Source organism: Microbispora sp. ATCC PTA-5024 (assembly GCF_000511135.2).
In the GTDB taxonomy this organism is placed as follows: Bacteria; Actinomycetota; Actinomycetes; order Streptosporangiales; family Streptosporangiaceae; genus Microbispora; species Microbispora corallina.
The window spans coordinates 648,427-661,120 of the sequence record NZ_KI866522.1; the positions used below are offsets into that span (position 1 = coordinate 648,427).

The window sequence follows — 12,694 nt, forward strand, 5'->3', positions numbered from 1 at the left end:
TCAGCCTCTCATGAGCTGGGTGAGGCGGTCCCACGCCGGAGACGAGGCTCCGGGCTGAGAGTGCGCGGCCAACCGGGCGATCGCCGGGTTGCCGGCAGGACGGGTCTCAGCCCGGCTGCGGTGATCGGCCAACCAGTTCCGGGTACGGGCCGCGAGGCCGGGGAGGCGGGGGTCGTCCGGCGACCAGTCGTAGGCGGCGTCGTGTTCGAGGTAGAGGGCGCGGAACTCCGGATCGGTCATGAGCTCGCGTTTCTCGGCGATCCACAGGGCGGCGTCCTCGGGTGAGGCCGTTCGCATGAGGATCCAGCCGTCGCGTTCCAGCTGCGTCTGGCGCTCGCTGACGCCGAGTTCACGTAGATCGTCGAGATGGTCGGCGACCTCCGGGGAGACGAAAAGCCGGTCGCCGCCGCGCAGCTGGGCGAGTTGGCCGCGGATTCGCCGCAGCCGCGCGATGCGGTCCTGGAGGTCGCGGTCGATCTCGGCGATGGCGGCCGTGAGCGTGCCCGGCCCGGCGTCGAGGAGGTCTTTGACGCGGGCCAGTGGCACGCCGGCATCGGCCAGGATTCTGATCTTGACGAGGTCGACGGCGTCCTTGGCGGTGTACCGCCGGTAGCCGGACGAGTCGCGGACGGGCTCAGGGAGCAGACCGCGCTCGTGATAGTGGCGGATGGCCTTGATGGTCACTCCGGCGTAGTCCGCGAGCCGGCCGATCGTGAGCATGGTGGACATCCTTCCACCCGGCGGGAAGCCTTCAGGCCCGGCGGGTCAGGCGGCCGCCGGCGTTGCGGAAGCGCGCCCGGCCGTCGCGGATGTCGTGGTAGGAGACGAGCAGCAGCCGCAGGTATACGTCGAACATCTCCACCGGGTAGCCGGCGGGCGCGAACAGGCCCGGTCGCACCGGCACGTAGCGCTTCGGCGGGGCGGAGGTCGTGCCGCCGGCGAACGCGGTGAAGATGCGCTCCTGCGACTCGTCCGCCGGCTCGTAGGTCGTGCGCTCCTCCAGCTGTCCGTCGACGATCGTGACGTCGACGCGAAGCTGGTTGGAGCGGTAGGTGCCCACGTAGGGGGCGAGGTCGACATCCTGCTCCATCTCGGTCACCAGCCGGGGGATCCGGATACCGAGGTGCTCGCTCAGCAGCCATCGCAGGAGCTGGTCGTGCAGGAGGATCGCCCCCGGGGTGTTGCCGTACGCGGTGAAGACCAGGTCGTGCTCGGGGACGACGCACAGCAGGGAGACACCGCCTGGCGACGCGCCGGACATGGCCAGGACGGTCGTGTCTCCGAACGGGTAGAGCACCCAGCCCAGGCCTATCGGCGGGACGTTCGGGGTCGCCATGTCGTACGAGACCTGCCGCATGAGCGCGGTCGACTCGGCCGACAGGACGCGCGCGCCGGATGGGGACACACCACCCGCGAGGTGGGTGCGTCCGAAGGCGAGCAGGTCGGCGACGGTGCCGATCGGCGTGCCGCCAGCCGGCCCCCAGGTGTCGGGAAGCATGAACATGCCCGTGGGTTTGGCCGCCATGGTCTCGGGGTCCGTGAAGTGGCCGACCGCCGTGCCGCGCAGGATGGCCCGCTCGGCCGAGGTGCCGGAGTCCTTCATGCCGACGGGTGCGTAGAGGTCGCGTTCGAGCAGGTCGGGGAAGGACAGGCCGGTCACCGCCTCCAGCACGCGGCCCGCGACGATCACGCCGCCGTTGGAGTAGCTGAGCTGCTCGCCGGGCTCGAACAGGGCGCCGCAGCTGCTCGCGAGGCCGTTCACGTAGGTCTTCAGGGCGTCGCGGCCCTTGGCGTCGGGGAAGAACAGGTCCGCGTCGATGCCGTTGGTGTGGGAGATCAGATGCCGGACCAGGATCCTGTCCGCCGCGCCCGGCGCGGTCAGGGCGAAGTCGGGAAGGTACGTCACCACCGGCGTGTCGAGGTCCAGCAGTCCACGGTCGGCCTGCCGCAGGACCAGCGTGGTGGTCAGGACCTTGGTGACGGAGCCGAAGAGGAATCCGGTGTCGTCGCGCATGGGCGCGCCGGTGGTGACGTTCGCGGTGCCGTGGGCGACGACGATCTGGTCGCCGTCGTGATAGACGCCGGCGACGAATCCGGGGAGGTTGGCGGACTCGCAGTAGGCGGCGACCTGGGCACGGATCTGGGCTTCGACGGTGTGCAGCGAGGTTGTGTCCATGTGAGGCATCGTCGAACCCTGCCCCCGGGGGCAGGGTCAAGCCCGGAACGGAAAACGGTTCGTCAGCCCCCACGTCGAGCCGCGCGCCGCGCGGTGAGGGCGTCGAGCAGGCCGGGGAACGTCTCGTCCATCTCGGCCCGGCGCAGGGCGTTCATCCGCGAGGTCCCGACGTAGTAGTGCCGGATGAGGCCCGCCTCGCGCAGCACGGTGAATTGGTGGGTGGCGGTGGATGCCCTACCTGACCGCGTACGGCGCGATGGTGGAGGTCGGCGGAGTGCGGGCGGGCGACACGGTGGTCCTGAACGCCGCGTCGAGCAGCGTCGGCCTCGCCGCGATCCACACCGCCGTCCGCGCGGGAGCCACCCCCATCGCCGTCACCCGCACCCGCGCCAAGAGGGCGCGGCTGCTGGAGGAGGGCGCGGCCGAGGTGATCGTCTCGGACGAGGAGGACGTGGCGGAGCGGGTGCTGGCGCTGACCGGCGGACGGGGCGCCGAGCAGGTCCTCGACGCCGTCGCCGGGCCCGGCGTGACGGCCCTGGGCCGGGCCGTCGCCCCCGGCGGGACGCTCGTCCTGTGGGGGGCGCAGAGCGGGCAGCCCACGCCGTACCCGGGGTTCGACCTGGGCATGCCCGCCCTGAACATCAGGACCTACACGGTGCTGGAGATCACCCGCGACCGGGAACGCCTGCGCCGGGCCGCGGCGTTCGTCTCCTCGGGGCTGCGGACCGGGGCCTTCCGCCCGGTGGTGGACCGCCTGTTCCCGCTGGAGGAGATCGTCGAGGCGCACCGGCACCTGGAGTCCAACACCCAAGTCGGCAAGATCGTGGTCACCGTGGCCCGCTGAGGCGCGGCCGGCCTACTGGACGTCGAACTCGTTGCCCTCCGGGTCGGCCATCGTCACGTGGTGGTCGCCCGGCTCCTCGACGGTCCACAGCACGGTGGCGCCGAGCCCCTTGAGCCGGTCCACCTCGGCGTCCCGGCGCTCGGGGCCGACGTGCAGGTCGACGTGCAGCCGGTTCTTGACGGTCTTGGGCTCGGGGACGCCCTGGAAGAGGATCCGCCGCCCGAGTCCGACGCCGCTGACGGGATCGGCGGGGTCGTCCGGGTGCCGGACGGCCTGGAGGGTCCGGAACGCCGTCCGGTCGGGGGTGAGCGCGCTGTCGTCGATCGCTCCCTGGTCGAGGAGGCGCCTGATGAGCGCGCTGTTGTCCTCCACCACGTAGCCCAGCGCCTCGGCCCAGAAGGCTGCCTGGCGGTGGGGGTCGGCGGCGTCCATGACGAGCTTCCATGCGATGGTCATGTAACTACTTATACTAGTTACATGCCTGTGACGCTACGCGGTTCGGACGGCGTCTCCTACCGTTTCGACCCGGGGGCCCTCTGCCTGGAGTTCGTGACCACCGGAGGATCCGTCGTGTACCCCCGCTACGAACTGCTCCACGAGCCGGCCGACCTCGGCCGGTGGACGGCGGAGTCCCGGCTGGGCCTGGACCGGGTCGAGACCACCCCCGAGCAGCTCGGCAGGGCCAAGACCCTGCGCGCGGCCCTGTGGAGGATGGCCGCCGACAGGGCGAACGGCCGCGCGACGGCGCCCGCCGACGTCGCGGCGCTGAACGAGGCGGCGCGGCTGGCGCCGCCCGTGCCGGAGATGGACGAGGACGGCCGGACGGCGCGGCTCGCCCCGGCGACCGGCGACCAGGTCGTCTCGGCCATCGCCCGCGACGCGATCGACCTGTTCACCGGCCCGTACGCCGACCGGATGCGCGAGTGCGCGGGGTACGGCTGTCACCTGCTCTTCGTGGACACCTCGCGCCCGGGGAGGCGCCGGTGGTGCTCGATGGAGCGGTGCGGCAACCGTGACAAGGTCCGCCGCCACCGTGCCCAGTCCCGCTGACCACCACACCCCCACCTCAAGCGGTGCCGCCGCAGCGCGTCGGGCGCTCAGACGTGCTCCATGACGACGACGGCGGCGGTGCCGGCGGCGAGGGCCTGGAAGACGTGCGGCTCGTCGCCGGGGTAGACCACGTAGTCGCCCGGTCCGAGCTCGACCGGCTCCGCCGCCGGCCCGGCCAGTGCCCGCCCGGCGCCGAGCACGACGTGCTCGGCGGTGCCCGGCATGTGCGGCTCGGAGACCCGGGGTTCGCCCGGCTCCGCCTCGATCCGGTAGATGTCCCGGCGGGCGGACGGCGGGCAGGAGGCCAGCAGCGTGGCCGCGTAGTCGGAGCGCTCGGAGTACGTCGCCGGGCCCTCCCCCGCCCGGATCACCCGCACGCTGGGGCGCGGCGGGTCGACGAGCCGGCTGAACGGCACGCCGAGCGCGACCCCCAGCGCCCACAGCGTCTCGACGCTCGGGTTGCCGGAGCCCGACTCCAGCTGCGACAGCGTGGACTTGGCGATGCCCGCCCGCCTGGCCAGCTCCGTCAGGGACATGCCGGCGCGCTCCCGCTCCCGCCGGAGGGACGCGGCGATGACCCCGATCAAGCCCGGGCTGCCGGTCTGCATGGTTCGCTCCATACTGTCAATTGTTCGGTTTGACGAACACCGTCATCGGTGTTCATTATAAAAGACATGCGTTCGTTCTGGCGAACAATCGATTCCGGCACGCTGCGCGACATCGCCCTGGTGTGCGCCGCGGACGCGATCGTCGGCGCCTCGTTCGGCGCGATCGCGGTCTCGGGCGGCCTCGACCCCTGGGTACCGGTCGCCATGTCCCTGCTGGTCTTCGCGGGCGGCGCGCAGTTCGCCGCCGTCGGCGTCGTGCTCGCCGGGGGCGGCCCCGCGGCGGCCGTCGCCGCCGGCCTCGTGCTGAACGCACGCCTCCTGCCGTTCGGCTTCGCCGTCGCCGACGCCCTGGGGAGCCGGTGGTGGACCCGCCTGCCGGGCGCTCACCTGATCATGGACGAGGCGGTCGCCTTCGCGATGCGCCACGACGACCCGCGGCGGCGCAGGGACGTGTTCTGGACCTGCGGCGTCGCGTTGTTCGCCTGCTGGAACGCGGGCGTCGCCGCCGGGGTGGCGGCCGGGCGGGCGATCGGCGACACCGCCGCGCTGGGCCTCGACGCGGCCTTCCCCACCGTGCTGCTGGCGCTGGTGCTGCCCTCGCTCGCCTCCCCCGGCGTCCGCCGCGCCGCCCTGACCGGCGCGGGCGTCGCCGTGGCGGCCACGCCGTTCCTCCCGGCGGGGCTGCCCGTGCTGCTCGCGCCGGCCGGGCTGCTGGCCGCCGCGCGGCGGCGCCGGCGCGGCACGCCGGGAGACACGATGCCGGGGGAGACGTGATGCCGCCCCTCGCCGTCGTCCTGCTCGCGGCCGGGACCTACGCGTTCCGGCTGGCGGGGCCGCTGCTCGGGGACCGGCTCCGCCTGCCCGATCCGCTGCGGCGCCTGCTGTCCGACGCCGCGGCCGTGCTGCTCGTGGCCCTGGTGGCCGTGGCCGCGCTCACCGAGGGGCACGGCTTCGCCGGGTGGGCCCGGCCGGCCGGAGTGCTGGTCGGCGGGGCGCTCGCCCTGCGGCGGGCGCCGTTCCCCCTGGTGGTCGTCGCGGCCGCGGCCACCACCGCGGCGCTCCGCCTCGCCGGGCTGCCCTGACGCGGTCCGGGGGCTCAGGGCTCGACGGCGGAGTAGAAGCCCGCGTCGAACGTGACCTTGGCCAGGGCCCGCTGCCCGTCGGCGTTCGGGTGGAAGTAGTCCCAGGGGCTGAGCAGCTTCAGCGTGAAGGGGTAGCCGAAGACCGCTCCCCCGTCGTACCTGCAGGTGGGACCGTACGCGGCGCAGGCCTGCCTGAGCTCGTCGTTGTAGGCCATCACCCGCTCGCGCACCGCGTCGCGCCGGGCCACGTCCTTCTTGGCTGTGGAGGTGGGGGCGGCCAGCATCGACTGGCAGATGCGGCCGACCGCCCAGAACGCACGGGCCCAGGCGTTGTCCTTGCCCACCCGCCACAGCCGCTTCAGGTCGGGGATGCTGGCGACGAAGACCTGGGCCCCCGAGGGCTTGAGGACGTTCAGGGCCTCGTCGATCCGGCGGCGGTAGACGGACACAGGGGTCATGTCCCTCTCGGAGCCCATGCAGGCGTCCTGCGCGCCGATCAGGATCGTCACGTACTGCGCCCCGCCCCGGACGGCCTGCCGCGCCTGGCCCGCCAGGTCGGCGCTGGTGGAGCCGGGAACGGCGAAGTTCAGGTTGTGGCCCTTGATCGCCGGGGCGAGGGACAGCAGCCGGAGGTAATGGCTGTTCACCGAGGGATGGTCCCCGGCCGACCACGAGCGCGAGGTGCACGCGACGTACCAGCCGCAGGCGTTGAAGCCCGCGCTGATCGAGTCGCCGAGCGCGGCCATGACGGCGGGCGTCGTACGGGCGTGGGCAGTGCCGGGCGCGAGCAGGACCCCCGCGACCAGGACTGGCGTGATCTTCTTGATCATGGACACCTCCGGGAGATCAAAGGTAGAGATCACGTGGAGGTGTGCTCTATCGCCCGCAGGGAAGGTGGACCTTCCATGACCAAGTTCCTATCGCCGCTTGACACCGGGACTTCCGGCCTCCGAGGGGGGCTGCGGTCGAACACGTTCAGATCGTGCGTAGAGTGATTCGGGTGAGTGTCGCCCTAATCCGCCCCCTCGCGGTACGCACGGTCGCGGTGAGCGACCCCCACGATCTCCTCGCGCGCCTGCCCGACGCCGCCCCCTACGCCTGGGTCCGGCACGGCGAGGGCCTGGTGGGCTGGGGGGAGGCGGCCCGCGCCGTCGTGCCGCCCGGTCCCGGCCGCTTCGAGTGGGCCCGCGGCTGGCTGTCCTCCCTGTTCGAGGGCGCGCACATCGACGACGAGGTCGGCATGCCGGGCTCCGGGCCGGTCGCGCTCGGCTCGTTCACCTTCGACGCGGACACGCCCGGCTCGACCCTGGTGGTCCCCCGGGTGGTGCTCGCCCGCCGCGGAGGCCGGGCCTGGCTCACCACCGTCGGCGACGACCGGCTCACGCTGGCGACCCCGCCCGTGCCCCCCGGCCGCATCCGGTACGGCGACGGCTCCTTAACGGCCCCCGAGTGGGAGCACCGGGTCGCCCGCGCGGTCCGGCGGATCCGGGACGGCGCGCTGGACAAGGTCGTGCTGGCCCGGGACCTGACCGCGGTCGCCGACCGCGACATCGACCCCCGCGTTCTGCTCGCCCGCCTGGCCGACCGGTACCCGGAGTGCTACACCTTCTCGGTCGGCGGCCTCGTCGGGGCCACCCCCGAGCTGCTGGTCCGGCACACCGGCCAGTCGATCGAGTCGCTGGTCCTCGCCGGCACGGCGGCGCGCGGCGCGGACGCCTCCGAGGACGCCGCCCGCGGGATGGCCCTGTTCGCCTCCGAGAAGGACCGCCACGAGCACGCCTGCGCGGTCGCATCGGTCCGGGAGGCCCTCACGCCCCTGTGCGCCGACCTCGACGTGCCCGACCGTCCCGAGCTGCTCGTGCTGCCCAACGTGCAGCACCTCGCCAGCCGCGTGACCGGCCGTCTGTCGGACGGGGCGTCCGTGCTCGACGTGGTCGCCGCCATGCACCCCACGGCCGCCGTCGGCGGCACGCCCACCGGCACGGCCCTTTCCGTCATCCGTGAGCTGGAGGGCATGGACCGGGGCGGCTACGCCGGCCCGGTCGGCTGGATCGACGCCCGCGGCGACGGCGAGTGGGGCATCGCGCTGCGCTGCGCGTACGTGTCCGGCGACCGGGCCCGGCTGTTCGCGGGCTGCGGCATCATGGCCGAGTCCGACCCGGCGGCGGAGCTCGCCGAGGCGCAGGCCAAGCTCCGCGCCATGCAGTACGCCCTGGAGGGCTGACCTCCGGCGGCCGCGCACTCCCCGGTCCGGCTACCCACAGGTCCTCCTGTCAGGAGCGCAGAACTCGACCTCCGGGTAGCGCGGCGAGCGCCGGTCCAGGATGGTCTGCGGCTCGTGACGCAGGTGCAGGTCGAGGAAGGCCCGGACGTACACGCGGGTGATCTCGAGTGACCGGGCCGCGGACAGACCGTCCGGGAGGGCGATGCCCAGGGGACCCGCGAGGAGCGGCACATCGGTGAAGGACTGATGGTCCGCGCCGGGCAGCGCGATCCAGCGCTTCCATCCGGTCAGGAGTCTCCAGTCACGGTCCCACGAGTTGTCGCGGCCTCCGGGCACGTGGCCCGCCGAGCCCATGAACAGGAACGGCCGCGACAGCCCCTTCTTCGGGATACGGGCGTACGTCGTGCCGTCCATGTCGATCCCGGCGCGCACCCGGCGGTCCTTCAGCATGGCCGCGACGGCGGCGGCCCCACCGATGGAATGCCCGGCCAGCGCGATCTCGGACGGGTCGATCAGGGAGGAGCCCTTCCACTTCGCGTCCGGCCCGGTCAGCCGGTCGAGCACGAAGGAGACGTCGGCCGCCCGGACTCCGGCCACTTTCGCCCCGAAGCCGGGGTCGGAGTCGGAGTCGCACGCGACGCACTCGGCGATCCGCCCATCGGGGAAGGTCGTCGCGTAGTTCTCATACGTGTGGTCGACGCCGGCCACCACGTACCCCCGGCTGGCCAGTTCCTCAGCAAGGGCGGTCAGAGTGCTCCGGGGCATGGTGAACCCGGGAGAGAGCACCACCAGGGGCAGAGACCCCTTGCGCCCCGCCGGTCTCGCGTCGCTGAAGGCGTTGGTGCGCGTCCTGCTCAGCATGTCGTACGGCACACCGGTCACCCTCTTGCCCTTCAGGGTGAGCTCCGACTCCTTCGCGGTCATGTATGGCGCCCGCCGCCCTTCACGCGCCCGGGCCGGGTACCACAGGGTGACCATGAGCTCCCGGGCCTTCGCTTCGGGCACCCACGGGTCGGAGCGGGAGGTGTCCGTCAGATGCAGGGCTGTGGTGCCGACCGGATGCGGCCCGGTGGGCGCGGGCAGGATCGGGGTGCCCGCGGGCGCGGCCGACGGACCGGTGGACGCGGCGGTCTCCGACCTGGGAGGGGTGGGCGCGTAACAGGCGGCCGCAGCCAGGACGGCCAGCCCGGCGGCCGCCGCCAGGCAGGCACGCCGGATCGGCTTCGGTTCGATGGCATGACTCATGGAGGTGTCCGCCCTTCCGGCTGGGACGACCTGATGGCAGGGGGTGTGGTCCACGTGGCGGCCTCCGCCACGGTTCGTCACGGGTGCAGCAGGGTCAGCGCCAGGGCCAGAGCGGGGTCGCGCCCGGCGGCGGCGTCCCCGGGAGTCGGCGGCACGTAGTGGTCGGGCGCCACGCCGATGCGGTCGACGACCTCCCGATCGGGGGCCAGGTGGTGCTTGGACGGAAGCCCCAGGACGGTGTTGTTGCCGAGAAGGTACATCTGCGCCGGGCCAGACACGGCGCCGGCGGTCCGCGTCCCTACCAGCCGGCCGAGATGGAGGTCCTTGACGGCGGAGCTGAAGTGCTCACAGGCCGACGCGCAGCCGCGACCGGTGAGCACCACCAGCGGCAGGCCGAGCAGCGGGACCGTGTCGTCGGTCCGCAGGGTCTCGCAGGCGCCGTCCGCGGCGCACAGGTACGCGGTGACCTTGCCGTGGGCGAATCCGCCCAGCAGGCGGTCGGCCTCATCGGGACTGCCGCCGCCGTTGTCCCGCAGATCCAGCACGAGGCCGGTGAGGGTCCGGCCGGTGCCCAGCCTGGAGATGGCCGTGAAGACCCTGTCCGCGGCGTCGGGGGCGAACCCGTCCAGCCGTACGTAGGCGATGCCGTCCCGCAGCAACCTGGACGACACCGGTTGCGTCACGGCCGGATCGGGCTGGTAGAGGCCGGGCTTCAGGGTCACGGTCCAGCGGCGGCCGGTGCCTTGCCGAAGCAGGCGGAGCGTGACCGGACCGTCCTGCGGATACCGCGGGTAGAGCGCGGTGACCGCGGCCGGGGTGACGAGTCCGTCGACGAAGGGCGCCGATCCGTTGATCGATTCGATGACGTCGCCGGGACGCAGCCCGGCGCCCTTCGCCGGCCCGCCCAGGACGGCGGTGACGAACAGCGGGGGCAGGGCGCTCCCGGGACTGCCGGCCACCTGCGGGCCCACGCTGGCCTTGAGACCCAGGTCGTACCGGTCGTCGTCGTAGGAGTCGGGCGGCCGCTGGACGCCGTACGTCCAGCGGACGTGGTCGTCGCCAAGACCGGCCACGATGGCCTGCAGGGTGGCGGCGGCCAGCCTCTGCCGGAGGCCGGCGTCGTCGGGCAGCTGGTCGGTGGTGCGCCGGTAGGCCGCCTCGAACGCGGCCCAATCGGCCTTCCGGTCACCGGTCAGGGCCGGTGCGGTGGCCCCGGGCAGGTCGCGCCCGTTGCGGTTGAGCTCCTGCGTGAAGGCGGCGAATGCCCCGGTCAGCAGCGAGCGGGTGTCCAGCGTGGCCCCGCTGTAGTAGTAGGCGAGGATGCAGTTGTAGGCCTGCTCGACGACGTCGATCGTGGTGGGCGTCTCCGGCGCGGGGTTGCCCTGAGGCTTCGCGCATACGGCCTTCCCGGCGTCGGCCGCCGTGCTGGGCTGGGTGCGCGGCGGCGTGCTCCCCGTACAGGCCGCCGCCAGGAAGAGCAGGAGCCCGGCCGTCACGGTCCTGACGGTCATGACACGCGCCTGCGGAGCCACCAGAAGCAGAATCCGGCGAGGCCCAGTGCGAGGAGGGCGTAAAGCCCGGTCTCGATCAACTGGAAGGGCCAGAAACGGTCGAATGGCTGGTAGGTGGCCTGTTGCCGGTAACCCAGCCGGTTGATCTCGGCCAGGCACCCGGCATAGTGATCCCCTGCCTGTGCCGTCTCCGGTCGCTGCTCCGGCGGTGCGCAGGGTCCGGAGGACGTGGACACGGCGATGGCGCCAGGGCCGCCGTCGTCGAGCGTGCGCCCGGAGCGGTCGACGAGGTGGCTGGACAGGACCCAGGCGCCTGTCCGGCCGGGTATCGCCGAGTCCAGGGTCAGTGCCAGGGATCCGCCGTCGCGCGGCATGTGGATCCCGTCCACGTTCGCAGGGCTGAGTTCGAAGGCCGAGCTGACCGGGGGGAGCAGGTGGGGCCGGACCACCAGCGGCATGGCGATCTGCACGGCCGCGAAGACGGCCAGAGTGAGGGCCATTGCGGGCAGGGTCCGGCGGACGAGCATCCCCACGGTCACACCGAGGACGAAGGCGAAAGCCGCGTACGCCATGGGGACGATGCCGCGCGCGCCGAACACCAGGGGATCCATCAGCGTGAAGCCCGGGGCGGCGGACTTGTCCAGGGGCTCGGCCCACCAGGTCGCCGCGAGGCTGCAAAGGCCGGCGGCGGCCATGGAGGCCAGGCCGGTGAGCGCGAGTTTGACGGCCAGCCAGCGGGTGCGGGTGATGCTCTGGTTCCACACCAGCAGGTGCGTGCCGGCCTCCAGCTCACGGGCGATCAGCGGCGCTCCCCAGAAGAGCCCGATCAGGGCCGGCAGGATCAGCGTGACGACCGTGACGGCCAGGAAGGGGATCTGGTGATCGTCGAAGAACCGGTCGAAGAAGCGCGCGCAGTCGCCGCCCCGGGTGCAGGCGGTGATTCCGGAGGAGTAGTCGGAGGCCAGGGTCGGGCCGGTCAGGGCAAGGACGGCGGCGAGCGCGGCGAGCGCGACGGCCGTCGTCACGGCGCCGCCGCGCAGCTGGCGCCAGGTCAGCCAGATCATTGCTGTACCTCCAGAAGCGGCCGGGCGGCGGCGGGCTTTTCCATGTAGGCGAGGACGAGGTCTTCCAGACTGAGCCCGCTGACCGTCCAGGCGGGGTCGTGGATCGGCGCCTCGGTGCGTACGACGAAGGTGCTCTGCCGGTCGGTGTGGCTCGCGGAGACGACGTGCTGGCCGGCGGGCAGGCGGCCGGGATCGCGGCGCGGGCCGGTGAGCCGGTGATGGGTGGCCAGCAGGTTCTCGATCTGCCCGGCGACCCGGACACGCGAGTCGACGAGCACGACGATGTAGTCACACGTCCGTTCCAGGTCGGCGACCAGGTGGGAGGAGAGCACCACGCTGAGCTCGTGCTCGGCGACCGCCTCCATCAGGCCCTGCAGGAACTCACGGCGGGCGAGCGGGTCGAGCGAGGCGACCGGCTCGTCCAGGATCAGGAGCTCGGGCCGCTTGGCCAGGCCCAGGGTGAGGGCGAGCTGGGCCCGCTGACCGCCCGACAGGTTCCCCGCCCGGTGCGACGGATCGAGCCCAAGCTGTCCGATCCGGTCCCGTGCCAGCGCCGCGTCCCACCCGCGGTTGAGCCGGGCTCCCAGCCGCAGATGGTCGGCGACGCTCAGCCCGGCGTAGACAGGGGTGTCCTGGGCGACGAAACCGACCTTTGCCAGCTGCGCCGGGCCACCCGCCGGAGGGCCGCCGAGCACGGCGACGCTGCCCGATGTCGGCGCCAGCTGGCCCCCGGCGAGCTTCAGCAGTGTGGTCTTGCCGGCCCCGTTGGGGCCCACCAGCCCGACGACGTGCCCGGCCGGGATGTCGATGGTGCAGTCGCGCAGCGCCCATCGCCTGCCGTACCTCTTGCCCAGCCCCCGGGCCTGCAGGACGGCGGTCACGAGGCGTCC

15 protein-coding genes are annotated in these 12,694 nt (G+C 72.9%); 5 read left to right on the forward strand and 10 right to left on the reverse strand.

Translation table 11 applies throughout. From position 1 onward, the window contains the following. From MPTA5024_RS02970 to MPTA5024_RS02980, 3 genes are all read right to left on the reverse strand, one after another. The gene (locus tag MPTA5024_RS02970; RefSeq protein ID WP_036319615.1) at nt 1-720 is read right to left on the reverse strand and encodes a MerR family transcriptional regulator; all 720 of its coding nucleotides are present in this window, start codon (nt 718-720) and stop codon (nt 1-3) included. 31 nt (nt 721-751) lie between these two features. Further along, nucleotides 752-2,176, reverse strand: coding sequence for a serine hydrolase domain-containing protein (locus tag MPTA5024_RS02975; RefSeq protein WP_198166925.1), 1,425 nt, complete (start codon nt 2,174-2,176; stop codon nt 752-754). 62 nt (nt 2,177-2,238) lie between these two features. Further along, nucleotides 2,239-2,382, reverse strand: a complete 144-nt coding sequence (locus MPTA5024_RS02980) for a hypothetical protein (protein ID WP_332310597.1) — start codon at nt 2,380-2,382, stop codon at nt 2,239-2,241. Between the two features lie 23 nt (nt 2,383-2,405). Here MPTA5024_RS02980 and MPTA5024_RS02985 point away from each other — a divergent pair, with 23 nt between their 5' ends. After that, the gene (locus tag MPTA5024_RS02985) at nt 2,406-3,020 is read left to right on the forward strand and encodes a zinc-binding dehydrogenase (RefSeq protein ID WP_084369395.1); all 615 of its coding nucleotides are present in this window, start codon (nt 2,406-2,408) and stop codon (nt 3,018-3,020) included. Nucleotides 3,021-3,032: 12 nt separating this feature from the next. Here MPTA5024_RS02985 and MPTA5024_RS02990 read toward each other — a convergent pair whose 3' ends face one another. Beyond that, on the reverse strand, nt 3,033-3,476 hold the full coding sequence (locus MPTA5024_RS02990; protein ID WP_036319621.1) for a VOC family protein: 444 nt from the start codon (nt 3,474-3,476) through the stop codon (nt 3,033-3,035). Between the two features lie 21 nt (nt 3,477-3,497). Here MPTA5024_RS02990 and MPTA5024_RS02995 point away from each other — a divergent pair, with 21 nt between their 5' ends. Continuing rightward, nucleotides 3,498-4,070: a CGNR zinc finger domain-containing protein gene (locus MPTA5024_RS02995; RefSeq protein WP_036319623.1), complete on the forward strand. Its 573-nt coding sequence runs from the start codon at nt 3,498-3,500 to the stop codon at nt 4,068-4,070. A gap of 47 nt (nt 4,071-4,117) precedes the next feature. Here MPTA5024_RS02995 and MPTA5024_RS03000 read toward each other — a convergent pair whose 3' ends face one another. Then, on the reverse strand, nt 4,118-4,690 hold the full coding sequence (locus tag MPTA5024_RS03000) for a helix-turn-helix domain-containing protein (RefSeq protein ID WP_232326143.1): 573 nt from the start codon (nt 4,688-4,690) through the stop codon (nt 4,118-4,120). Nucleotides 4,691-4,744: 54 nt separating this feature from the next. On the opposite strand from MPTA5024_RS03000, the gene MPTA5024_RS03005 reads away from it, so the two are divergent. Together MPTA5024_RS03005 and MPTA5024_RS03010 are read left to right on the forward strand one after the other, a co-directional pair. Then, nucleotides 4,745-5,452, forward strand: a complete 708-nt coding sequence (locus tag MPTA5024_RS03005; RefSeq protein WP_051457643.1) for an AzlC family ABC transporter permease — start codon at nt 4,745-4,747, stop codon at nt 5,450-5,452. Further along, nucleotides 5,452-5,760 (forward strand): AzlD domain-containing protein, encoded by a 309-nt coding sequence (locus tag MPTA5024_RS03010; RefSeq protein ID WP_036319628.1) that lies wholly within the window; start codon nt 5,452-5,454, stop codon nt 5,758-5,760. Before MPTA5024_RS03005 ends, MPTA5024_RS03010 begins: the two co-directional genes overlap by 1 nt. 14 nt (nt 5,761-5,774) lie before the next feature. Here the strand turns inward: MPTA5024_RS03010 and MPTA5024_RS03015 are convergent, their stop codons facing one another. Beyond that, complete coding sequence (locus MPTA5024_RS03015) at nt 5,775-6,590, reverse strand: GDSL-type esterase/lipase family protein (protein ID WP_036319632.1); 816 nt, start codon at nt 6,588-6,590, stop codon at nt 5,775-5,777. A gap of 164 nt (nt 6,591-6,754) precedes the next feature. Between MPTA5024_RS03015 and MPTA5024_RS03020 the strand changes: the two genes are divergently transcribed. After that, nucleotides 6,755-7,984, forward strand: a complete 1,230-nt coding sequence (locus MPTA5024_RS03020; protein WP_232326415.1) for an isochorismate synthase — start codon at nt 6,755-6,757, stop codon at nt 7,982-7,984. A gap of 30 nt (nt 7,985-8,014) precedes the next feature. On the opposite strand, the gene MPTA5024_RS03025 is transcribed toward MPTA5024_RS03020, so the two are convergent. From MPTA5024_RS03025 to MPTA5024_RS03040, 4 genes are all read right to left on the reverse strand, one after another. Then, entirely contained in the window at nt 8,015-9,229 is a 1,215-nt protein-coding gene (locus tag MPTA5024_RS03025; protein ID WP_036319637.1) for an alpha/beta hydrolase family protein, read from the reverse strand. Between the two features lie 77 nt (nt 9,230-9,306). Continuing rightward, a complete protein-coding gene (locus MPTA5024_RS03030) occupies nt 9,307-10,740 on the reverse strand; it encodes a S41 family peptidase (protein ID WP_036319640.1) in 1,434 nt (477 codons plus the stop codon). Further along, nucleotides 10,737-11,804: a transporter gene (locus tag MPTA5024_RS03035; protein ID WP_036319642.1), complete on the reverse strand. Its 1,068-nt coding sequence runs from the start codon at nt 11,802-11,804 to the stop codon at nt 10,737-10,739. The genes MPTA5024_RS03030 and MPTA5024_RS03035 overlap by 4 nt, the downstream gene beginning before the upstream one ends. Next, nucleotides 11,801-12,685: an ABC transporter ATP-binding protein gene (locus MPTA5024_RS03040; protein ID WP_036319645.1), complete on the reverse strand. Its 885-nt coding sequence runs from the start codon at nt 12,683-12,685 to the stop codon at nt 11,801-11,803. The genes MPTA5024_RS03035 and MPTA5024_RS03040 overlap by 4 nt, the downstream gene beginning before the upstream one ends. Between the last annotated feature and the right edge of the window lie 9 nt (nt 12,686-12,694).